At 73.4% G+C, this 22,281-nt stretch carries 19 protein-coding genes; 6 read left to right on the top strand and 13 right to left on the bottom strand.

Annotated features, from left to right (window positions below):
* Nucleotides 1-3: 3 nt before the first annotated feature.
* Nucleotides 4-1,476, bottom strand: a complete 1,473-nt coding sequence (locus G5C62_RS04520; protein ID WP_206330457.1) for a helix-turn-helix domain-containing protein — start codon at nucleotides 1,474-1,476, stop codon at nucleotides 4-6.
* 211 nt (nucleotides 1,477-1,687) lie between these two features.
* Here G5C62_RS04520 and G5C62_RS04525 point away from each other — a divergent pair, with 211 nt between their 5' ends.
* From G5C62_RS04525 to G5C62_RS04535, 3 genes are read left to right on the top strand one after another with little or no spacing between them, the layout of a single operon-like run.
* The gene (locus G5C62_RS04525) at nucleotides 1,688-2,731 is read left to right on the top strand and encodes an amidohydrolase family protein (RefSeq protein WP_036336359.1); all 1,044 of its coding nucleotides are present in this window, start codon (nucleotides 1,688-1,690) and stop codon (nucleotides 2,729-2,731) included.
* Nucleotides 2,731-3,519, top strand: a complete 789-nt coding sequence (locus tag G5C62_RS04530) for an iron-sulfur cluster assembly protein (protein WP_164700079.1) — start codon at nucleotides 2,731-2,733, stop codon at nucleotides 3,517-3,519. Before G5C62_RS04525 ends, G5C62_RS04530 begins: the two co-directional genes overlap by 1 nt.
* Nucleotides 3,516-4,541: an NAD(P)-dependent alcohol dehydrogenase gene (locus G5C62_RS04535; protein WP_164700080.1), complete on the top strand. Its 1,026-nt coding sequence runs from the start codon at nucleotides 3,516-3,518 to the stop codon at nucleotides 4,539-4,541. The genes G5C62_RS04530 and G5C62_RS04535 overlap by 4 nt, the downstream gene beginning before the upstream one ends.
* 48 nt (nucleotides 4,542-4,589) lie before the next feature.
* Here the strand turns inward: G5C62_RS04535 and G5C62_RS04540 are convergent, their stop codons facing one another.
* The 7 genes from G5C62_RS04540 to G5C62_RS04570 form a co-directional block, all read right to left on the bottom strand.
* Nucleotides 4,590-4,733 (bottom strand): GPGG-motif small membrane protein, encoded by a 144-nt coding sequence (locus G5C62_RS04540; RefSeq protein WP_164700081.1) that lies wholly within the window; start codon nucleotides 4,731-4,733, stop codon nucleotides 4,590-4,592.
* 120 nt (nucleotides 4,734-4,853) lie between these two features.
* A complete protein-coding gene (locus tag G5C62_RS04545) occupies nucleotides 4,854-5,261 on the bottom strand; it encodes a DUF3151 domain-containing protein (RefSeq protein ID WP_036336356.1) in 408 nt (135 codons plus the stop codon).
* A 3-nt stretch (nucleotides 5,262-5,264) separates the two neighbouring features.
* On the bottom strand, nucleotides 5,265-6,299 hold the full coding sequence (gene fbaA / locus G5C62_RS04550; protein WP_036336355.1) for a class II fructose-bisphosphate aldolase: 1,035 nt from the start codon (nucleotides 6,297-6,299) through the stop codon (nucleotides 5,265-5,267).
* 98 nt (nucleotides 6,300-6,397) lie between these two features.
* On the bottom strand, nucleotides 6,398-7,759 hold the full coding sequence (locus G5C62_RS04555; protein WP_164700082.1) for an FAD-dependent oxidoreductase: 1,362 nt from the start codon (nucleotides 7,757-7,759) through the stop codon (nucleotides 6,398-6,400).
* Nucleotides 7,760-7,788: 29 nt separating this feature from the next.
* Nucleotides 7,789-9,225 carry an FAD-binding oxidoreductase gene (locus tag G5C62_RS04560; protein ID WP_164700083.1) on the bottom strand — a complete coding sequence of 479 codons (1,437 nt, stop codon included), beginning with the start codon at nucleotides 9,223-9,225 and terminating at the stop codon, nucleotides 7,789-7,791.
* A 49-nt stretch (nucleotides 9,226-9,274) separates the two neighbouring features.
* Nucleotides 9,275-9,832, bottom strand: coding sequence for an orotate phosphoribosyltransferase (gene pyrE, locus G5C62_RS04565; RefSeq protein WP_164700084.1), 558 nt, complete (start codon nucleotides 9,830-9,832; stop codon nucleotides 9,275-9,277).
* A gap of 68 nt (nucleotides 9,833-9,900) precedes the next feature.
* The gene (locus G5C62_RS04570) at nucleotides 9,901-10,614 is read right to left on the bottom strand and encodes a fasciclin domain-containing protein (RefSeq protein ID WP_206330458.1); all 714 of its coding nucleotides are present in this window, start codon (nucleotides 10,612-10,614) and stop codon (nucleotides 9,901-9,903) included.
* Between the two features lie 101 nt (nucleotides 10,615-10,715).
* Between G5C62_RS04570 and G5C62_RS04575 the strand changes: the two genes are divergently transcribed.
* Nucleotides 10,716-11,189 carry a hypothetical protein gene (locus G5C62_RS04575; protein ID WP_036336353.1) on the top strand — a complete coding sequence of 158 codons (474 nt, stop codon included), beginning with the start codon at nucleotides 10,716-10,718 and terminating at the stop codon, nucleotides 11,187-11,189.
* Nucleotides 11,190-11,195: 6 nt separating this feature from the next.
* On the opposite strand, the gene G5C62_RS04580 is transcribed toward G5C62_RS04575, so the two are convergent.
* On the bottom strand, nucleotides 11,196-11,834 hold the full coding sequence (locus tag G5C62_RS04580) for a hypothetical protein (RefSeq protein WP_036336352.1): 639 nt from the start codon (nucleotides 11,832-11,834) through the stop codon (nucleotides 11,196-11,198).
* 240 nt (nucleotides 11,835-12,074) lie between these two features.
* A complete protein-coding gene (gene clpB / locus G5C62_RS04585) occupies nucleotides 12,075-14,666 on the bottom strand; it encodes an ATP-dependent chaperone ClpB (protein ID WP_036336351.1) in 2,592 nt (863 codons plus the stop codon).
* 196 nt (nucleotides 14,667-14,862) lie between these two features.
* Between clpB and G5C62_RS04590 the strand changes: the two genes are divergently transcribed.
* Together G5C62_RS04590 and G5C62_RS04595 are read left to right on the top strand one after the other, a co-directional pair.
* Nucleotides 14,863-15,324, top strand: a complete 462-nt coding sequence (locus G5C62_RS04590) for a MarR family winged helix-turn-helix transcriptional regulator (RefSeq protein WP_164700085.1) — start codon at nucleotides 14,863-14,865, stop codon at nucleotides 15,322-15,324.
* A 193-nt stretch (nucleotides 15,325-15,517) separates the two neighbouring features.
* On the top strand, nucleotides 15,518-15,952 hold the full coding sequence (locus tag G5C62_RS04595; protein ID WP_036336349.1) for an OsmC family protein: 435 nt from the start codon (nucleotides 15,518-15,520) through the stop codon (nucleotides 15,950-15,952).
* Nucleotides 15,953-16,071: 119 nt separating this feature from the next.
* Here the strand turns inward: G5C62_RS04595 and G5C62_RS04600 are convergent, their stop codons facing one another.
* From G5C62_RS04600 to G5C62_RS04610, 3 genes are all read right to left on the bottom strand, one after another.
* A complete protein-coding gene (locus tag G5C62_RS04600; protein WP_164700086.1) occupies nucleotides 16,072-17,736 on the bottom strand; it encodes an MFS transporter in 1,665 nt (554 codons plus the stop codon).
* Between the two features lie 229 nt (nucleotides 17,737-17,965).
* On the bottom strand, nucleotides 17,966-20,884 hold the full coding sequence (locus tag G5C62_RS04605) for an FAD-binding and (Fe-S)-binding domain-containing protein (RefSeq protein WP_164700087.1): 2,919 nt from the start codon (nucleotides 20,882-20,884) through the stop codon (nucleotides 17,966-17,968).
* Complete coding sequence (locus G5C62_RS04610; RefSeq protein ID WP_164700088.1) at nucleotides 20,881-22,053, bottom strand: alanine--glyoxylate aminotransferase family protein; 1,173 nt, start codon at nucleotides 22,051-22,053, stop codon at nucleotides 20,881-20,883. The genes G5C62_RS04605 and G5C62_RS04610 overlap by 4 nt, the downstream gene beginning before the upstream one ends.
* Nucleotides 22,054-22,281: the final 228 nt, after the last annotated feature.

The raw sequence follows: 22,281 nt of genomic DNA on the forward strand, positions 1-22,281 counted from the left end.
GGGCTACACGGTGATCCGGTACTGGGCGATCTTCCGGTAGAGGGTGGCCCGGGACAGGCCCAGTTCGGTGGCGGCGTGCACCACCGTCGTCCCGGGGCGGCTCAGGCAGCGCACGATCTCGTCCCGCTCCAGCTGCTCCAGCCGCCCGAGCGTCCGGCTGCCGTCGGACAGCACCCCGGGCGGCAGGTGCGCGACGTCGACGAGGTCGGCCCGGGCGGCGGCCGCGCGCACCGCCGCCCGCAGCTCCCGCACGTTGCCCGGCCAGCCGTGCGCGGCCAGCGCCCGCAGCGCACGCGCGGTGAACTCGACGTCGCGGTGCCGGAGCTGCCGGGCGAAGGCCCGGGCCAGCGGCTCGACGTCGGCGGGCCGGTCGCGCAGGGCGGGCACCTCGACGACCGCCTCCACCAGTGCGGCCAGCGGGCCGGGGAGGGCGGTGAAGGAGGAGCCGGTGAGCACCAGGGGGCCCGGCGCGCCCGTGGTCGTCGGCACGGCGGCGACCTCCGCGGCCAGCTGCTCGGCCGCCCAGACCGGCAAGGTGTCGACCTCGGCGACCACGACGCAGGTGTCCGGCGCGTGCAGCTCCGGCGTCCACAGGGTGAGCCACTCGCCGACCTCGGCCGGCTCGGGTGGCCGGGCGACCAGCACCCGTTCCCGCAGGCCGGTGGCGCGGCGGGCCAGCGAGGTCGCCGTCGTCCGCCCGGCACCCGGCTCGCCGACCACGGCGACCAGCCGGCCGCCGGCGACCGCGTCGCGCACCGCCCCCACGGCCGCCTGCCAGGCCGGGGACACGCACGGGTCGTCGGCGACGCCGTCGACCAGCCGGCCGGTCAGCACGTGGAACACCTCACCGCGCGGCGCCGCGCGGAGCAGCTGGCCACCGGCCCGCACCTGCATCAGCGCCGCGGTGTTCCCCGCGGCGGCCTGGGCCAGCGCCAGCAACAGCTCCGAGGAGGCATCGGACCAGGTGGTGAGGTTGATGCTGCCCACCAGCCCACCGGTGCGCGGGTCCAGCACCGGCACCGCGGCACAGGTGTAGCGGCGCAACGGTGCGACGTAGTGCTCCGGTCCGCGGACCAGGGTCGGCACCCGGTCGGCGAGGGCCAGGCCCAGACCGTTGGTTCCGGCGGTCTGCTCGCCGAAGTAGAAGCCGGGCGCCAGGTGCACCCGGTCCAGGGAGCGGTTGATCGTCCCGTCGTCGCACCAGCGGGCCAGCACGAGGCCCTGCGGATCGGTGAGCATGAAGCCGACCGGCTCGCCGGCCAGCGTGCCGTGCAGCCCCCGGACCACCTCGGCACCGCACTCGTAGAAAAGCGAGTCGGTCGGCACCCCGTCGACGTAGACCGGCACCACCTCCTCCGGGGTGACCCCGTAGCGCTCGCTGCGCTGCCAGGAGGCACGCACCCGGGCCGGACTGCTCGGCCGGTCGAGCCCGGCGGCACCGGCCGGCCGCAGCCGGTCCGGAGGTGGAGGTGACACGGCGAGCCTCCTCGGGACGCTGGCGGGCGGACCTGCAGGTGTCGGCCGGTCGAGGGGGCTCGGGCGCGGCTGCGGCCGACGGGGGACCCGGGCCCGAGGTGTCTCAAAGTGAGACAGCAGACCCCCTCATTGTGGTCCACACCACACCTAGCGTCGATCCCGAGGTGCTCCGGCCCGCAACGACGCGGGCGGGAGGAGTCGAGGAGGACCCATGTACAGCAAGGACGGCGTCGACTACTTCGTGGTCGACGCGCACATCGCGCTCTGGGACGCGCGGCCGGAGAACCAGCGGAACGTGCACGGCAAGCAGTTCATCGACTGCTTCTACGACTACCACCGCAACCTCAGCCCGGAGTCCGAGGTCTGGCCGTACGAGGAGTACCTCTACCAGGGCGGCGAGCGGCTGATGCGCGACGTCTTCGCCGGCGGCATGGTCGACCACGCCATCTTCCAGCCGGCCCGGCTCGGCGAGTTCTACCACCGGGGGTTCGGGCAGACCGAGGAGGCGTTCGCGCTCACCCAGCAGCACCCCGACCAGCTCACCTACAACCACTGGTGGGACCCCCGGGACGGGGAGAACGGGCTGGACCAGCTGCGCGCGGACGCCGAGCGCTTCGGGCTCAAGGGCGTGAAGCTCTACACCGCCGACTGGCACGGGGAGTCCCGCGGCTGGAAGCTCACCGACCCGATGGCCTACCGGTACCTCGAGCTCTGCCGGGAGCTCGGGATCACCAACATCCACGTCCACAAGGGCCCGACGATCCGCCCGCTGGACCGGGACGCCTTCGACGTCGCCGACGTCGACCACGTGGCGACCGACTTCACCGACCTGCAGTTCATCGTCGAGCACTGCGGCCTGCCCCGGCTGGAGGACTTCTGCTGGATCGCCACCCAGGAGCCCAACGTGCACGCCGGCCTGGCGGTGGCGCTCCCGTTCATCCACACCCGGCCGCGGTACTTCGCCCAGATCATCGGCGAGCTCGTCTACTGGCTCGGGGAGGACCGGATCCTCTTCTCCAGCGACTACGCGCTCTGGACGCCGACGTGGCTGGTCGAGCGGTTCGTGGACTTCCAGATCCCCGAGGACCTGGCCGAGTACGCACCGCTGACCACCGAGGTGAAGAAGAAGGTGCTCGGGCTCAACGCCGCGAAGCTCTACGACATCCCGGTGCCCGAGCGGCTGCGACTGCCCGACGCCGACGAGCCGGCCACCGGACCCCGCCAGCCGGACGCCGCCGACCTGGCGATGTCCTGATGACGGCGACCCTGCTGACGGGGGTGACGGAGGCGCAGGTCCGGGCTGCGCTGGGCACCGTCGTCGACCCGGAGCTCGACGAGCCGATCACCGACCTCGGCTTCGTCCGGTCGGTGGCCGTCCAGGGGCCGGAGGTGGCGGTGCACCTGCGGCTGCCCACGTCGTTCTGCGCACCGAACTTCGCCTGGCTGATGTGCTCCGACGCCCACGACGCGGTCTCCGCCGTCCCCGGGGTCGAGCGAGTGGTGGTGGAGCTCGACGACCACCACGACTCCGACCTGATCAACCGCGGCCTCGCCGCGGGGGCCGGGTACCGGGGCACCTTCGGGCACGAGGCGGAGGAGTCGCTGGACGAGCTGCGGGCGATCTTCGTCCGCAAGGGGCACACCGCGGCGATGGAGCGTGCGCTCACCGCCCTGCTCCGTGCCGACCGGTCGCTCACCGAGGCCGACCTGCAGCGCACCACCCTCGGCGACCTGCCGGCCGACGAGCCGACCACCGGTGCGCTGCTGCGCCGTCGGGCCGCGCTCGACCTGCCGATCGACCCGGACGCCGCCGTGCTCGTCGCCGCCGACGGCACCCGCCCGTCGGTCGGCGAGGCCGCCCTGTTCCTGCGCCGGGCCCGGTCGGTGCGCATCTCCGTCGACGGCAACGCGCACTTCTGCCGCGGCCTGCTCGCCACCCGCTACCCCGGCGCCGAGACCGACCAGACGCCCCGGCCCAGCGTCGACGACGTCCCGCTGCCCGGTCCGACCCGCCCCGCGCTCCCCCTGGAGGTCCTGTCATGAGAGCCGTCCGCGTCACCGGTTACCACGAGCCGCTCCGGCTGGACGACGTCCCGCAGCCGGAGGTCACCGGCCCGCACGACGTCGTCGTGAAGATCGGCGGCGCCGGGGTCTGCCGCACCGACCTGCACATCCTGGAAGGGCAGTGGGCGGAGAAGTCCCAGGTCGCGCTGCCGTACACGATCGGGCACGAGAACGCCGGCTGGGTGGCGGCCGTGGGCAGCGCGGTCGGCCACGTGGCCGAGGGCGACAAGGTGATCCTGCACCCGCTGGTCACCTGCGGGCTGTGCCGCGCCTGCCGGTCCGGGGACGACGTGCACTGCGAGAACTCCCAGTTCCCCGGCATCGACAGCGACGGCGGGTACGCCGAGTACCTGAGGACCACGGCCCGCAGCGTGGTGCGGATCGACGACTCGCTGGAGCCCGCGGACGTCGCGGCCCTGGCCGACGCCGGGCTCACCGCCTACCACGCGGTGGCCAAGGCGGCCCGCCGGCTGCGGCCGGGGTTCCGGTGCGTGATGATCGGCGCCGGCGGGCTCGGGCACATCGGCATCCAGGTGCTCAAGGCGCTCTCCCCGGCCGAGCTGATCGTGGTCGACCGCAACCCCGACGCGGTGAAGCTGGCCGAGTCGATCGGTGCCGACCGGGGGATCGTCGCCGACGGCAGCCAGGTCGAGCAGGTGCGCGAGCTCACCGGTGGGCACGGCGCCGAGGTGGTGATCGACTTCGTCGGCGAGGGCGGCTCCACCAAGGAGGGCCTGGCGATGACCCGGCGGGCCGGGGACTACCTGGTGGTCGGGTACGGGGAGAACGTCGACGTCCCGACGATCGACCTGGTCTCCGCGGAGATCAACGTGCTGGGCAACCTGGTCGGTTCGTACAACGACCTGGTCGACCTGATGGCGTTGGCGGCGCAGCAGAAGGTCACGCTGCACACCGCGAAGTACGCGCTGGAGGACTTCCAGTCGGCGATCGACGACCTCGACGCCGGCCGGGTGCGCGGCCGCGCCATCCTGGTGCCCTGACGCCCCCTGGTGGGGCCGAGAGGCTCTCTCGGCCCCACCAGGGGCAGCTCAGTTGAAGATGCTGACGCCCCCCGGGCCGACCAGCAGCCCGAGGACGATCAACACGACCCCCCACACGATCTGCTTGCGGACGACCGCGACGATCCCCGCGACGACCAGGACGACGGCGAGGATCCAGAGCAGGGTGACCATGATCAGCCTCTCTTCCCGAGGTGACGCCCCGTGGCGCCGACCGGAGGGCAGACGGTAACGGAACTGCCGCGTCCCGTCATCGGGACGGACAAGATCCGTTACCTGCTGGAGTCCCCTGGGTCAGGGGGCGAGCGTCGGGTCGCAGTCGCGCAGCAGCTGGGTGCAGCGCTCCTGCTCGTCGACCTCGCCGATCCGCCCGGCCGCCGTGGCCAGCACGGTGACACAGCGCAGGAAACCGCGGTTGGGCTCGTGCGACCACGGCACCGGGCCGTAGCCCTTCCAGCCGTTGCGGCGCAGCGCGTCCAGCCCGCGGTGGTACCCGGTGCGGGCGTAGGCGTAGGCCTCGATGGTGCGGCCGGCCTCCAGCGCGGTCTCGGCGAGCGCGGCCCAGGCTGCGCTGGAGGTGGGGTGCCCCGCCGCGACCTCGGCCGGGTCGGCGCCGGCAGCCAGCGCGTCGTCGGCCTCCGGGATGCCCGGCAGCAGGGTGGCCGGCGGCTCGCCGAGCAGGTTGTGGTGTGCGTGGGTCATGGCTCAGGCCGCCTGCGACCGGCCGGCGGACAGCAGGTGCTCGCAGGCCTCCACGATCCGGTCGGCCATGCTCGCCTCGGCGAGCTTCATGTAGGTGCGCGGGTCGTAGGTCTTCTTCACGCCGACCTCGCCGTCGACCTTGAGGACGCCGTCGTAGTTGCTGAACATGTGCCCGGCGATCGCCCGGGTCAGCGCGTACTGGGTGTCGGTGTCGACGTTCATCTTCACCACGCCGTAGGAGAGCGCCTCGCGGATCTCCTCGAGCGCGGAGCCGGAACCGCCGTGGAAGACCAGGTTGAACGGCTTGGCGCCGTCCCCGAGGCCGAACTGCTCGGCGACGACGGCCTGGCCGCGCTCGAGCACGTCGGGGCGGAGCTTCACGTTGCCCGGCTTGTAGACCCCGTGCACGTTGCCGAAGGTCGCCGCCAGCAGGTAGACGCCCTTCTCCCCGAGCCCGAGGGCCTCGGCGGTGCGCACGAAGTCGCCGTCGGCGGTGTAGAGCTTCTCGTTGATCTCGTGGGCGACGCCGTCCTCCTCGCCGCCGACGACGCCGATCTCCACCTCGAGCACGATCTTGGCCGCCGCGCACTTCTCGATGAGCTCCTGGGCGATCTCCAGGTTCTCGGTGAGCTCGACGGCCGAGCCGTCCCACATGTGCGACTGGAACAGCGGCTCCTTGCCGGCGTCCACCCGCTCCTGGGAGAGGGCGATCAGCGGCCGGACGTAGCTGTCCAGCTTGTCCTTGGGGCAGTGGTCGGTGTGCAGCGCCACCTGGACGGGGTACTTGTCGGCGACCACGTGGGCGAACTCGGCCAGCGCGACCGCACCGGTCACCATGTCCTTCACCCGGGTGCCCGAGCCGAACTCCGCACCCCCGGTGGAGAACTGGATGATCCCGTCACTGCCGGCGTCGGCGAAGCCGCGCAGCGCGGCGTTGATCGTCTCGGACGAGGTGCAGTTGATCGCCGGATAGGCGAACCCGCCCTCCTTCGCCCGGGCGAGCATGTCGGCGTAGACCTCGGGTGTCGCGATCGGCATGCCCGCACCTTAGTGGAGCCGACCGCCACCGGGCGCACCGCTCATCGGCCCCTCCGGGGCACCGCCCGGGGGTCGCGAGGGTGGGGAGGAGGGGCTCCTCAGCCCTGCTCGATGCGGCTGACGGCGCGGGCGGCCACCACCACCGGGTCGTAGGTGGGCGAGAACGGCGGGGCGTAGGAGAGGTCGCTGCCGGCCAGCTCCTCGGCGGTCATCCCCGCCCAGATCGCGGTGGCCAGCACGTCGATCCGCTTCGCCGACCCCGGCCCGCCGACCACCTGCGCCCCGAGCAGCTGCCCGGAGCCCGCCTCGGTGACCAGCTTGACCGCGATCTCCTCGGCGCCGGGGAAGTAGCCGGCCCGGGTGGTCGCCTCGATGACGTCCGTGCGGTAGGCGAACCCGGCCTCCTCGGCCTGGGTGGTGCACAGGCCCGTGCGGCCGATCTCCAGCTCGCGCACCCTGGTCACCGCGGTGCCGAGCACCCCGGCGAACCGGGCCGGCCGGCCACCGATCACCGAGCCCGCGACCCGGCCCTGCTTGTTGGCGTGCGTGCCCAGCGCGACGTGCGCGACGTCGCCGGTGACCCGGTGGAACGTCTGCGCGCAGTCACCGGCGGCGAAGACCTCCGGGTGGTCCCGGCAGCGCTGGCTCCGGTCGACGTCGACCGCGCCGGTCGGCCCGATCGCCAGCCCGGACTCGGCGGCCAGGGACGCCTCCGGCCCCATGCCGAGCCCGAGGACGATCAGGTCGGCCTCGTACGTGCCGACGTCGGTGCGCACGCCGCAGGCCCGGCCGTCGGCGTCGACGAGCACCTCCCGCACCGCCTGGTCGGCGTGCACCGTCATGCCCATCGCCCCGAGGGCGGCGCAGACCCGCTCGCCCATGTCGGTGTCCAGCAGCGCCATCGGCAGCGGGTCGGCCAGGACGACGGTGACCTCCAGGCCCCGGTCCTGCAGGGCCTCGGCCATCTCCAGCCCGATGTAGCCGCCGCCGAGCACCAGCCCGCGCCGCGGGCCGTCGGCGGGCAGCCGGTCGATCGCCGCCCGGATGGCCGCGCCGTCGTCCAGCCGGTGCACGCCGAACACCCCGGGGGCGTCCAGGCCGGGGATCGGGGGCCGGCTGGGCCGGCCGCCGGTGGCGACGACCAGCCGGTCGTAGCCGAACCGCGCGCCCCCGCGGGCGTGCACCTCACCGGCGTCCAGGTCGATCGCCTCGGCCCGCGTGCCGATGTGCACGGTGATGTCGGCGGCGGCGAACTGTGCCGGCGTCCGGGCGATGAGGTCGTCCCGGTCGCCCACCTGCCCGGCGACCCAGTAGGGGATGCCGCAGGCGGAGTAGGAGACGACGTCGCTCTGCTCCAGGACGACGATCTCCAGCTCGGCCGCCGTGCGCAGGCGCCGGGCCTGGGCGGCCGCCGACATCCCGGCCGCGTCGCCGCCGACCACCACCAGTCGTTCGGTCATGTCCCGCAGCCTCCCACCGGCACGGCAGTTCAGCCGCCGACCAGGCCGGAGACGGCGGCCAGGTCGCCGCCGGCAGCGCGGCGGAACACCTTGCCCGGGTTGAGGACCCCCGCCGGGTCCAGCGCGTGCTTGATCGCCTGGTGGACCGAGAGGGAGACCGGGCCGATCTCCCTCTCCAGCCAGTCGGCCTTGATCGTGCCCACCCCGTGCTCACCGGTGATGGTGCCGCCGAGGGAGAGGCCGAGCTCCAGGATCGCGTCGAAGGCGGCGTAGGCCCGGGTGCACTGGTCGGGGTCGGCGCCGTCGAAGACGACGGTGGGGTGCATGTTGCCGTCACCGGCGTGCCCGACGACCCCGACCACCAGCCCGGCGGTGGCGGCGATCGCGTCGCAGCCGTCGATGAACGTGGCCACCCGCGACCGCGGGACGGCGACGTCGTCGAGCAGCAGGCTGCTGCCCAGCCGCTCCAGGGCCGGCAGCGCCATCCGCCGGGCGGTCATCAGCAGGTCGCCCTCGGCCGGGTCGTCGGTGGAGTGCACGAAGTCCGCCCCGGCCTCCTCGCACAGCCGGGTCAGCGCCGCGATCTCGGCGAGCGCCACGTCTCCCCCGCTGTCGGACTGGGCCAGCAGCAGCGCCGCCGCGTCCCGGTCGAGGTCGGCCTTCATCAGGTCGTCGACCGCGCGGATGCAGGTGCGGTCCATCACCTCGAGCATGCTGGGCACCAGGCCGCTGGTGACCACCCGCTCGACCACCTGGCCGGTCTGCGCGCTGGTGCCGAAGCTGGCGACCAGGGTGACCGGCGGCTGCGGGGCCGGCCGCAGGGCGAGCGTCGCCTCGGTGATCACGCCCAGCGTGCCCTCGGAGCCGACGAACAGCCGGGCCAGGTCGTACCCGGCGACGCCCTTGACGGTGCGCCGTCCGGTGCGCAGCACCCGGCCGTCGGCGAGCACGACCTCCAGGCCGAGCACGTAGTCGGTGGTGACGCCGTACTTCACGCAGCACAGCCCGCCGGAGTTCATCGCCAGGTTGCCGCCGAGGGTGCACCAGTCGTAGCTGGCCGGATCCGGTGGGTAGAACAGCCCGTGCTCCCGGACGGCGTCGCGCAGCGTCTTGTTCACCACGCCGGCCTGGACGACGGCGAGCCGGTCGGCCGGGGCCACCTCCAGGACGGCGTCCATCCGGGTCAGGGCCAGGGTGATGCACCCGTCGACGGCGTTGGCCGCACCGACCAGACCGGAGCCGGCGCCCCGCGGCACCACCGGCACCCCGTGCCGGCTGGCCAGCCGGAGCACCGCCGACACCTCCTCGGTGCTGCGCGGCAGCGCCACCGCGGCCGGCAGCCCCGCCTCGGCGAGCATCGCCTGGTCGCGTGCGTAGGCGGCGGTGACGTCGGGGTCGGTGAGCACGCTGTCCGGGCCCAGGGCGTCCTGGAGCTCGCGGACCCACGTCGTCGTGAGGGCGGTCACGTCGCCACCGTACGACGCCGCCGTCCCCTCCGGCCCGCCGCAGGGTGCTTCAGGAGAGGCCGAGGTCCGCCAGCTCGAACGCCGCGCGGTACTCCAGGCCGGCCGCCTCGACGGCTGCGCGGGCGCCGCGGTCGACGATCACGGCCACGCCCAGCACCTCGGCGCCGGCCTCCTGCAGCACCTCGACGGCGGTGAGCGGGCTGCCGCCGGTGGTGGAGACGTCCTCGACCACGAGCACCGTGCGGCCGGCGACGTCGGGCCCCTCGATCCGCCGCTGCATCCCGTGGACCTTGGTCGCCTTGCGCACCACGCAGGCGTCCAGGAACCCCTCGCCGTCCGAGGCGGCGTGCAGCATCGCGGCAGCGACCGGGTCCGCGCCGAGGGTGAGGCCGCCGACCACGTCGTAGCGCAGGTCGCCGGTGAGCTGGCGCATCACCCGGCCCACCAGCGGGGCGGCCTCGTGGTGCAGCGTCACCCGGCGCAGGTCGATGTACCAGTCGGCCTCCTGGCCGGAGGAGAGGGTCACCTTCCCGTGCACCACGGCGAGGTCGACGATGAGCTCGAGCAGCCGGTCGCGGTCGGGGTGGGCCGGAGCAGGGGCGTTCACCCCGCTGACCCTACTGAGGCCGGCGGAGCGGGTGCCGGTGACCGGGACCCCGCTCGGCACGGCACGACTCAGCCGACGGGGGCGAGCACCTGGTCGATGACGTAGACCGTGGCGTTCGCCGTCGGCACGTTGCCGCAGACCACGGTCGCCGGGGCGGCGCCGGCCAGGGTGTCCTCGGCGGCGACCGTCGGCGCCTCGGCCGTCCCGGCGACGGTGATCGGGTCCCCGTTGAGCGTGACGTGGTCCCCGACGAGGTCGGCCGGCGCCAGCCGACCGGGCAGGACGTGGTGGGTCAGCAGCGAGGTCAACCGCGGGACGTCCCCGAGCAGCGCGGGCACCGCATCCGGGCCCAGCGCGTCGAAGGCGGCGTTGGTCGGCGCCAGCACGGTGACCTCCTCGCGGGTGTTGAGCACGTCGACCAGGTTGGCCGCGCCCACGGCGGCGGTGAGGGTGCTCAGCTGGGCGTTGGCGCCCACCGCCGCGCTCACCGGCTGGGTGGCCAGGTCCGCCGGCGCACCACCGGCTGCGGGGAAGACCTGCTCGCAGCCCGGTCCGATCGGACCGGTGGGCGCCGCAGCGGCCTCCGGTGTCGGTTCGGCGCTGGTCTCGGCCGCCGTGGCGCTGGGGGTGGCGCGCGCGGTCGGTTCGTCGTCGGACCCGCTGCAGCCGGCCAGCCCGGCCAGGAGGACCGGGACGGCGAGGAGCCCACCGATCCGGGACGGGACGACGGCTCGGGTCTGCCGGGGGGCCATCACTGCGGCTGTCCTCCTGGTCTCGGTCACCACATGCACGGTGGTCCTGGCCCGCTGGTCAGGCCGCTGCCAGCATCGCATCCGGCACGGCAGGCGACCGAGCTGCCGTCCCGGCGTGCCACCCTGTCGCGGTGAGCAGCAGCCCTCCGCCCTCCGGTCCGGCACGCCCGGAGACCCCCGTCTCGGTCAAGGTCTCCATCGGGGTGCTCGCTGCGCTCGCCCTGCTGCTCCTGCTCAACGCACTGCTCACGTTCGTCGTCCGGGACACCGTGATCGACACCCTCGCCGATGCCCAGCCGGGCTCGCCGCGCTCCGACGCCGAGCGGGCCGTGCTCCTGAACCTGGTCCAGGCCGTGGTGTTCGGGGTGCTGGCCGCCGTCTCCGCGGTCTTCCTCGCCCGCGGCCGGGCGTGGGCGCGGTGGACCGGGCTGGCCGTCAGCCTGCCGCTGGGGCTGCTGACCCTCGGCGCGACCTTCCTGACGGGGGGCGTGGCGGCCTCGTCGCTGCTGGTGCTGGTGCTCTGTGCGGCCGCCGCCACCAGCCTGCTGGCGCGGACGACGGCTGCGTGGGCCTCGTCCGGCCCACGCAGCCGCACCTCCCGCTGACGGGGGTCAGAGGCGGTTCCGGCGCTGCGTCTCCGCCTTGTACCAGTCGCTGGAGGGCTTCAGCGCGAGGAGCACGATCCCGGCGATGGTGAGCAGCAGGCCGAGCAGGCCGAGGAAGCCGAGGGATCCTGCCCCCAGCAGGCTGAACAGCACGCTCAGGCCGCCCAGCACCCAGAGGACGATGCGCGCCCAGTTGCGCCCCTTCCAGGCGAAGAACAGCACCAGCAGGTAGGCCGCCGTCAGGAGGAGGCCGATGCCCGCGCCGATGGTGAGCGCCGCCGAGGCCTCGTCGCGGGTCAGTGCCTGGTCGACGACCAGGTCGTCGATCTGCGAGTCGAGGCTGGTGAAGGTGATGATCGAGGCGATCAGCCCGAGGATCGTGTTCGCCAGGAACGCACCGATCCCGGCCTTGACGGTGGTCGGTCGCTCCGTCGGGGCCTCCGGGGCGCCGCCGTACTGGGCGCCGGGTGCGGCGGGGTAGGCGTACTGGCCGGGCTGCTCCGGCCCGCCCTGCCCGTAGCCGGACTGCTGCCCGTAGCCGGACTGCTGCCCGTAGCCCGGCTGCTGCCCGTACTGGGGCGGCCCGCCCTGCGGCGGCTGCTGCCCGTACCCGCCCTGTTGCGGGTCCTGCGGTCCTGACGTCATGACGGCTCCTCGGGTCACCTCTGGCTTGCAATTCCGGATGATCATGGTCTACCCAGGCCACCCGGCACCTCATCGTCCGCCTGCCGGGCCCGTCGCAGGCGCTCCCGGCCGCCCCCGTCACCCGAGCGGACGACGTGCGGTGCGCCTCGGCGGCAGGCGGCACGGTCCGAGCGAGCCCGGTCGCCGTCCTCGGGGGGAGTGGACGGCGACCGGGCGACACTCGGCTCGGACGGGGTGTGGTCAGGCCCGGGTGACCGTCAGCCCGGCGTCGCCGTCGGCCACGTCGGCCGCCCAGTCGACGACGACGTCGTCGCCGTCACGGATCTCCCCGGCGAGCAGGGCCCGGGCGAGCTGGTCACCGATGGCCGACTGCACCAGCCGGCGCAGCGGCCGTGCCCCATAGACCGGGTCGAAGCCGTTGAGCGCCAGCCACTCCCGGGCGGCGTCGGTCACCCGCAGGGTGAGCCGGCGGGCAGCCAGCCGGCGGGCGAGCACCTCGACCTGGATGTCGACGATCCCGACCAGCTCGTCGGAGCCCAGCGCGCGGAACGTGACGACGTCGTCGAGCCGGTTCAGGAACTCCGGCTTGAAGTGCGCCCGCACCACGTCCTGCACCGCCCGCTGCTTCTGCTCGTCGGGCACCGACTGGTCGGCGATCACCTGCGACCCCAGGTTCGAGGTCAGCACGAGCAGCGTGCTGCGGAAGTCGACCGTGCGGCCCTGCCCGTCGGTGAGCCGGCCGTCGTCGAGCACCTGCAGCAGCACGTCGAAGACGTCGGGGTGCCCCTTCTCCACCTCGTCGAGCAGCACCACCGTGTACGGGCGGCGGCGCACCGCCTCGGTGAGCTGGCCACCCGCCTCGTAGCCGACGTACCCGGGCGGGGCGCCGACCAGCCGGGCCACCGAGTGCTTCTCGGAGTACTCGCTCATGTCGATGCGGACCATCGCCCGCTCGTCGTCGAACAGGAACTCCGCCAGCGCCTTGGCCAGCTCGGTCTTGCCGACGCCGGTGGGCCCCAGGAACAGGAAGGAGCCGGTCGGCCGGTCCGGGTCGGCGACGCCGGACCGCGCCCGGCGGACGGCGTCGGAGACGGCGCGGACGGCGTCGGGCTGGCCGACGACCCGCTTCGCGAGCTCCTCCTCCATCCGCAGCAGCTTCTGTGTCTCCCCCTCCAGCAGCCGGCCGGCGGGGATCCCGGTCCAGGCCTGGACGACCTCGGCGATGTCGTCGGCGCCGACCTCCTCCTTGAGCATCGAGTCGCTGGCCGCCACCGACGCCTCGGCCTCGGACAGCGCCCGCTCCAGCGCCGGCATCCGGCCGTAGCGCAGCTCGGCGACCCGGGCCAGGTCGCCGTCCCGCTCGGCGCGCTCGGCCTCCAGCCGCACCCCCTCGAGCTCCTCCTTGGTGTGCTGGATCCGGTCGATCGCGGTCTTGTCCTGCTGCCAGCGGGCGGTCAGCTCGCCGAGCGCCTCGCGGCGGTCGGCGAGCTCCTCGCGGAGCGCCGCCAGCCGCTGGAGGGAGGCCGGGTCGTCCTCCTTGGCCAGCGCCATCTCCTCGATCTCCAGCCGGCGCACGACCCGCTCGACCTCGTCGACCTCGACCGGCCGGCTGTCGATCTCCATCCGCAGCCGGCTGGCGGCCTCGTCGACCAGGTCGATCGCCTTGTCCGGGAGGAAGCGGGCCGTGACGTACCGGTCCGACAGGGTGGCCGCCGCGACGATGGCGCCGTCGGTGATCCGCACCCCGTGGTGCACCTCGTAGCGCTCCTTGAGGCCGCGCAAGATGCCGATCGTGTCCTCGACCGACGGCTCCCCGACGTAGACCTGCTGGAAGCGGCGCTCCAGCGCCGGGTCCTTCTCGATGTGCTCGCGGAACTCGTCGAGCGTGGTCGCGCCGACCATCCGCAGCTCACCGCGGGCCAGCATCGGCTTGATCATGTTGCCGGCGTCCATGGCCGAGTCGCCGCTGGCCCCCGCCCCGACGATGGTGTGCAGCTCGTCGATGAAGGTGACGACCTGCCCCTCGGCCTCGGTGATCTCCTGGAGCACGGCCTTGAGCCGCTCCTCGAACTCGCCGCGGTACTTGGCCCCGGCGACCATGGCGCTCAGGTCCAGCGCCATGAGCCGCTTGCCCTTGAGGCTCTCCGGCACGTCGCCGGCGACGATCCGCTGGGCCAGGCCCTCGACGATCGCCGTCTTCCCGACGCCGGGCTCACCGATCAGGACGGGGTTGTTCTTGGTGCGCCGGGAGAGCACCTGCACCACCCGGCGGATCTCCGTGTCCCGCCCGATGACCGGGTCCATCCGGCCCTCGCGGGCGCGGGCGGTCAGGTCCACGGCGTACTTCTCCAGCGCCTGGAACGTGCTCTCCGGGTCGGGGCTGGTGACCTTGCGGTTGCCGCGGACGGTGCGGAAGGCCGCGACGAGGGCGTCGCGGGTGGCCCCGGCACTGGTCAGGACGGCGCCGGCCTCACCGTCGGTGGTGGCCAGGCCGACCAGCAGGTGCTCGGTGGAGACGTACTCGTCGCCCAGCGCACTGGCCTGCTCCCCGGCGGCGTTGATCGCCCGGAGCAGCTCCCGGGACGGCGCGGGGGCCGCCACGGTGGAGCCGCTGACGCTCGGCATCCGGCGCAGCGCGGCGTCGGCCTTGGCCCGGACGTCGCCCGGGTCGGCGCCGGTGGCCTGCAGGAGCGGCCCGGCGATGCCGTCGGCCTGCTCGAGCAGGGCGACCAGCAGGTGCAGGGGCTCGAGGGCCGCCTGGCCCCGGTCGACCGCCAGCCGCTGAGCGGCGGCGACGGCCTCCTGCGAACGGGTGGTGAGCTTGCTCTGCATGGCGGGTGGGTCTGTCCTCTCCTGCGACACGGGACGGTTCGTGGAGTCCAACGGACCAGGACTTGAGTCTGTTCCACTCAACCCGGACACGTCCAGGGCCGCCCCGCAGCCTTCCGGGACCTTCGCCCCTGGCAGAAAAGCCGACGAGGAGGACCACATGGCTGCTTGCCGCCGGATCGCGCCCTACTCTTGCCCCATGACAGACATCCCGTCGCCGAGCGTCGCTCTCGACGATCAGCTCTGTTTCGCGCTCTACGCCGCCTCCCGGGCGGTCACCGCCCGCTACCGGCCCATGCTGGACGAGCTGGGGGTCACCTATCCCCAGTACCTGGTCCTCATGTTGCTGTGGGAGGAGGACGGGCAGACCGTCGGCCAGCTGGGCACCCGCCTGGCACTGGACTCCGGCACCTTGTCCCCCCTGCTCAAGCGGCTCACCGCCGCGGGGCTGGTGACCCGGCACCGCCGGGCCGACGACGAGCGGTCCGTCTCCGTCCGCCTCACCGACGCGGGCCGGGCCCTCGAGGCCCCGGCGTGCGCGATCTCCGCGGAGATGATCGACGCCCTGGCGCTCAACCAGCAGCAGTTCGACGAGCTGAAGAGCCAGCTGCGGCTGATCACCGACCGGGTCGCCGACACCCGTGCGAGCGCCTCCGCCTGAGGAAGGGCCCGCTGCCCCCACCAGTCGCGAGCTCGCGGCGGGGCCTGCAGCGGGGCCGGACGGGCCGGGTCGGCTGCGGGGCCGGTCCGGTGGCGGGAACACCGGCGGCCCGGAACGGTTGACCCCGTCAGAACCGGTGTCCGGTCCCGACGCAGACCTGCGCCGCGACCGCCACCGACGAAGAGGAGGTCCGATGCCCACCCGTACCGCACGCACCGCCTGGAACGGCTCCCTGCAGGAGGGCTCCGGCCAGGTCGAGCTGTCCAGCTCGAAGGTCGGCACGTTCGACGTCAGCTTCCCGAAGCGGGCGGCCGAGGAGGCCGGGGGCACCACCAGCCCCGAGGAGCTCATCGCCGCCGCGCACTCGTCCTGCTACGCCATGGCGCTGTCCAGCGAGATCGGCAAGGCCGGCGGCACGACGCAGTCGCTCGAGGTGAGCGCCGACGTGACCCTGGGCCAGCAGGACGGCGCCCCGACGATCACCGCCATCGCGCTGACCGTGCGCGGTGAGGTCGACGGGCTCGACGCCGCCGGGTTCGACAAGGCAGCCCAGGCCGCCAAGGCCGGGTGCCCGGTGAGCAAGGCGCTGGCCGCCGTGGACATCAGCCTGGACGCCGCGCTCCTCTGAGGAAGGACCCCCCTTCCCCCCACCCTTCGCACGCTCAGGGTGGGCCCCTGAAGGGGGGGCCGTGACGCACGGAGGCCCGTCTCCCCGGTGGGGGGACGGGCCTCTGCGCGTCCTGGCGGTCAGCCGCGTCGGCCCGCGAGCTGGGCGTCGACCTCGGCGGTCGCACCGCCCGAGGTGGCACCGCCCTCGCTCCGCAGCCGCTCGTCCCCGGTCTCGGTGCGCAGCGCGACCTCGCGGATCAGCAGGACGGCCACGATCGTGATCAGCGACAGCAGCGCCGCGATGAGGAAGACCCGCCCGGTGGCGTCGCCGTAGGAGACCTGGATCAGCGCACGGATCGGCGCCGGCGCGTCGGCGAGGTCGGCGAGCCCGATCTCCTGGGATCCGGCCGCCGCGGAGGCGCCCGGCACGTCGGACAGCCCGGACCGGATCAGCGTGCCCACCCGGCTGGAGAGCACCGCACCGAGCACCGAGACGCCGATCGTGCCGCCGAGGCTGCGGAAGAACGCGACCGCCGAGCTCGCCGCCCCCAGGTCGGTGGCGGCGACGGTGTTCTGCACGGCCAGCACCAGGTTCTGCATGGTCATCCCGATGCCGACGCCGAGCACGGCGAGGAAGACGCCCAGCACGACCATGTTGGTGGCGTGGTCGATCGTGGCCAGCAGGCCGAACCCGAGGGCCACCAGCAACGAACCGGCGACCAGGTAGCGCTTCCAGAACCCGGTGCGGGTGATCAGGATCCCAGAGACGGTCGAGGAGACCAGCAGGCCACCGACCATCGGGATGGTGAGCAGCCCGGCCGCCGTGGGCGAGTAGCCGCGGGAGATCTGCAGGTACTGGCCGAGGAACACCGTGGAGCCGAACATCGCGACACCGATGGCGACGCTGGCGATGATCGCCAGGGTCGTCGTCCGGTCGCGGAACAACCGGAGCGGGACGATCGGCTCCTCCGCACGCAGCTCCGCGACCACGAACGCGACGAGGGCGAGCACGCCGCCCCCGACGAACAGCGCGGTCTCCAGGGACGCCCAGGCGAAGCTGTCCCCGGCCAGGGTCACCCAGATCAGCAGCGCCGAGACGCCGGCGGTCAGGAACGTCGCACCCAGGTAGTCGATGGAGACCGCACGTCTGGTGACCGGCAGGTGCAGGGTCCGCTGCAGCAGCACCAGGGCGACGAGGGCGAACGGGACGCCGACGAAGAAGCACCAGCGCCAGCCCAGCCAGCTGGTGTCGACCAGCAGGCCACCGATCAGCGGGCCACCGACGGTGGCGACCGCCATCACCGAGCCGAGCAGGCCGGAGTACCGACCCCGCTCCCGCGGGCTGATCATCGCCGCCATCGCGATCTGCACCAGCGCCTGCAGCCCACCCAGGCCCAGGCCCTGCAGCACCCGCCAGCCGATCAGCGTCGGCAGCGACTGCGAGAGCCCGGCCAGCATCGAGCCGACGACGAAGACCACGATCGCGATCTGGATGAGCAGCTTCTTGCTGAACAGGTCGGCGAGCTTGCCCCAGATGGGCGTGGACGCGGTCGAGGCCAGCAGGGTGGCGGTGACCACCCAGGTGTACTGGCTCTGCGAGCCGCGCAGGTCGGTGATGATCGTCGGCAGGGCGTTGGAGACGACGGTCGAGGACAGGAACGCCACGAACATCGCCAGCAACATCCCCGACAGCGCGCTGAGGATCTGCCGGTGCGTCATCCGGCCCTGCTGCTCGGCGGGGCCGGGCGCCGCCGGGCCGGCGGTCGCCCCGGCGGCCGGCCGGGGCGGTGCGGAGCTGCTCATCCGTGGCTCTCCTGGACGTTGCGAGTACGGGGGCGAGCGCCGTCCGGTGGCCGATCGGCCCCGCGCGCCGGGAACCCGGTACATGTAGACAGCAACCATCGTGCACCCGTTTGTTGCAGCATGCAACAAGGGTTTCCGGTGAGCCGCGTCTCCCAGAAGCAGGACGGGCGGCGACCGGACCTCTGGGGTCCGGTCGCCGCCCGTCCGGCGGTACTCGCTCAGCCTGGGGTCAGGCCGGCACCTGTAGCGCCTCGAGCACCAGCTCCGCCGGGTGCCAGGCGGTGCGCTGCGTGCCGTGGAAGATCTGCTGGCGGCAGGACACCCCCGTCGCGGCGATGACCGCGTCGGGCGCGGCGGCTCGGACGGCCGGGAACAGCCGGTCCTCCCCCACCTGCAGGGACACGTCGTAGTGCTCGGACTCGAAACCGAACGACCCGGCCATGCCGCAGCAGCCGGCGTCCAGCTCCTGCACGGTGACCCCGGGGATCCGCGACAGCAGGGCCACCGTGGCCGCCGTCCCGGCCTCGGCCTTCTGGTGGCAGTGGCCGTGGAAGACCACCGTGCGCCCGGCCAGCCAGCTGTCCGCCCGCAACTGCAGCCGGCCGTCGTCGATCGCCTCGACCAGCAGCTCCTCCGGCAGCTTCACCCGCGCCGCGACGTCCCGGACGTTCGGGTCGTCGGGGAGCAGCTCCACGTGCTCGGCGCGCAGCGTGAGGATGCAGGAGGGCTCGCAGCCCACGATCGGCGAACCCGGCTCGGAGCCCTCGCAGAGGTTCGCCGCCAGCTTCTGCGCCTTGCCCCGGGCGTCGTCCAGCAAGCCCTTGGAGATGCTCGCGCGGCCGCAGCACCCCTTGCTCTCCAGCCGCACCGGGTGCCCGGCCGCCTCCAGCAGCCGCACCACGGCCTGACCGATGCCCGGCTCGGTGTAGCTGGTGAACGAGTCGGCCAGCATCGTGACCGGCTGCTGGGTCAGCGCCGCCGGCGCCTCGTGCCGCTTGAACCAGCGCATCAGGGTGGTCCGGTGGAAGACCGGCAGGTCCCGCTGGCGCGCGATGCCGAGGCGGGAGTCCATCAGCGCCCGCAGCGGCTTGATCCGCAGCGGGAGGTTGGACAGCGGCGCGGTGGCCGAGCCCAGCCGGTTGAGCGTCCGGATCGCCCCGAACGCCCGCGACCGCAGCGGGGTGCCGTGCACGTCGTGCTTGGCCGCCAGCGCCTCGCTCTTCATCGCCGAGACGTCGACGCCCAGCGGGCACTCGCTCTTGCAGGCCTTGCACATCAGGCACAGGTCGAGCACCTCGTGCAGCCGCTCGTCGGCCAGCGCGGTGTGCGGGTCGCCCTCGCTCAGCGCCTTGACCAGCGCGCCGGCCCGGCCGCGGGTGGAGTGCTCCTCCATCCGGGTGGCGATGTAGGACGGGCACATCGCCCCGGTCGTGGACTTGCGGCACAGCCCGATGTTCATGCAGCGGTCGGCGGCGCCGAACATCCCGCCGACGACGTCGAACTGCAGCCGGGTGCGCAGCGGGCCGGGCGTCGGCGGGTTCGCGTCCCGCAGGTGCTCGGTCATCGCCGGGGAGTCGACGATCTTGCCGGGGTTGAGCGTGCCCTGCGGGTCGAACAGGCCCTTGACCTGCCGCATCGCCTCGTAGAGGTCGTCGCCGAACAGCTCGCGGTTGAACTCGCTGCGGGCCAGGCCGTCGCCGTGCTCGCTGGAGTTCACCCCGCCGTACTCACGCACCAGGTCCTTGATCTCCACCGCCACCGAGCGCATGACCTCGACCTGGCCGGGCTGGCTCAGGTCGACGAACGGGCGGATGTGCAGGCAGCCGACCGAGCAGTGCCCGTAGAAGCCCGCCTCCAGCTGGTGCCGGTCCAGCACGTCCTTGAACCGGGCGGTGTACTCGGCCAGGTGCTTGGGGTCGACCGCGGTGTCCTCGATGAACGCCAGCGGCCGGCGGGCGCCCACGGAGTTGGCCATCAGCAGGCCCAGGGCGGACTTGCGCACCTTGAGCAGCGCGCCCTGCTGGGCCGGGGTGACCGCCCGCAGCGTGTGGTAGCCGTGCCCGTTGCGCTCCCACAGCTCGATCAGCCGGTCCATCGACTCGACCAACTGGGCCTCGTCGTCCCCGGTGAACGAGACGAACAGCAGCGCGTCGGGGTCGCCCTGCAGGATCTTGCCCAGCCCGGCGTACTCGATCTTCTGCCGGGAGAGGTCGAGGATCGTGCGGTCCAGCAGCTCCACCTGGGCGGGGTCGACCGTCAGCGCGTCCTCGGTGGCGTTGATCGCCGCCTGCACCGTCTCGAAGTGGCCCACCGCGAAGACCTGCTTCGACGGCTTGGGCACCAGCCCGACCCGGGCGGCGGTGATGATCGCGAGCGTGCCCTCGGAGCCGACCAGGAACTTGGCCAGGTCGAAGGGCTGCCCCTCGGCCAGCCGATCGAGCCGGTAGCCCCCGGCCCGGCGCCAGAAGGACGGGAACCCGGTGGCGATCGCCTCCGCGTTTTCCGCGACCAGCTCGGGCAGCCGGCGGTAGATCTCCGCCTCGAGCGTGTCGCCCTGCGCCCGGCGGGCGCGCTCGGCCTCGTCGACGACGCCGAACGTGGCCGTCGACCCGTCGGCCAGGACGACGTCGACCTCCTCGACGTGGTCGATCGTCATGCCGAAGCGCACCGAGCCGCTGCCGGCGGAGTTGTTGCCGATCATCCCGCCGATGGTGGCGCGGTTGGACGTCGAGGTGTCCGGCCCGAACATCAGCCCGGCGGCCGCGGCGGCCCGGTTCAGGTCGTCCTGGACGACGCCCGGCTCGACCCGGGCGGTGCGGGCCTCGGGGTCCAGCTCGGTGATCCGGTGCATGTGCCGGGAGAGGTCGAGCACCAGGCCCGGGCCGACGGTCTGCCCGGCCAGGCTGGTGCCCGCGCCACGGGCGAGCACCGGGATGCCGGCCTCGCGGGCCAGCCGCACCGCGGCCACCACGTCGGCGGTGTGCGCCGGGTAGGCGACCCCGACCGGGGTCATCGTGTACATCGAGGCGTCCTGGCTGAACAGGTGCCGGGTGTAGTCGTCGAAGGCGACCTCGCCGTCCAGCGCCCGGGTCAGCTCCTGCTCGAGGTCCGCCACCCCCACGCGGGGGCGCTCGGGGGCCGCCGTCATGCCTGCTGCAGGCGCTCGAGGGCCGCCTGGATGCCGTTCGGGTCGATCTGCACGCCGCTGCGGACCAGGCCCATCTGCACGCCGCCCAGGGTGCCGACGAGGGTCAGGTCGTTGAAGTGGCCCAGGTGCCCGATCCGGAAGACCTTGTCGGCCAGCTTGCCCAGCCCGGCACCCAGCGACATGTCGTACTCGCGGAGGATCACCTCGCGGATCGCGTCCGCGCCGCCGTCCGGCAGGTAGATGGCGGTCAGCGAGCCGGAGTACTCCCGCTCGTCCAGGGCCAGCACCTCCAGCCCCCAGCCGCGCACGGCGGCCCGGGTGGCCTCCGCGTGCCGGGTGTGCCGGGCGTAGACGTTGGCCAGGCCCTCGTCGTCCAGCATCTCCAGCGCCACCTTCAGCGCGTACAGCAGGTTCGTGGCCGGCGTGTACGGGAAGAAGCCGCGCTCGTTGGCGGCCAGGATCGGCTGCCAGTCCCAGAACGACCGGGGCAGCCCGGCGGTCTTCGACGCCTGCAGCGCCTTCTCGCTGACCGCGTTGAAGCTCAGCCCCGGCGGGAGCATGAGCCCCTTCTGCGACCCGGCGACGGTGACGTCGACGCCCCACTCGTCGTGCCGGTAGTCGATGCTGCCCAGCGAGGAGATCGTGTCGACCAGCAGCAGGGCCGGGTGCTCGGCGGCGTCGATGGCCTTGCGTACCTCGGGGACCCGGCTGGTCACGCCGGTGGAGGTCTCGTTGTGGACCACCATGACGGCCTTGATCTCGTGGCTGGTGTCGGCGGCGAGCCGCTCCTGCGCGGCCTGCGGGTCGGCGCCGTGCCGCCAGTCGCCGGCCACGAACTCGACCTGCAGGCCGAGCCGGCTGGCCATGTCCTGCCAGAGGGTGGCGAAGTGGCCGGTCTCGAAGGCCAGCACCTTGTCCCCGGGCGAGAGCGTGTTGGTCAGCGCCGCCTCCCAGGCCCCGGTGCCCGAGGCGGGGTAGATGACCACCGGCTGGGTGGTGCCGAAGACCGGCTTGACGGCCTCGAGGACCTCCAGGCCGAGGGCGGCGAACTCCGGGCCGCGGTGGTCGATGGTCGGGGCGGACATCGCCCGCAGCACCCGGTCGGGCACGTTGGTCGGCCCCGGGATCTGCAGGAAGTGGCGCCCGCCGGTCGTCGTCGTCACTGACATGCCCGTGCCTCCATGGGTGTGGCCCTCTCGTCCGGATCCCCGGCTCGACACCGGAAGTCCACCATGCGGGAGGCTACTACCGGCAGGCGGATTGGCGCAGAGACATCTCGGACGTCCTGTGACCCTTGACACTGGCCGCGCCACACCATCTAATCCCCGCTAGCGAAAGCGCGGTTCCGTATCGCGGAAGCGCCTGACCGGCGGGTGACACCCGCCTCGACCGAACCC

Source organism: Modestobacter sp. KNN46-3, from assembly GCF_011039295.1.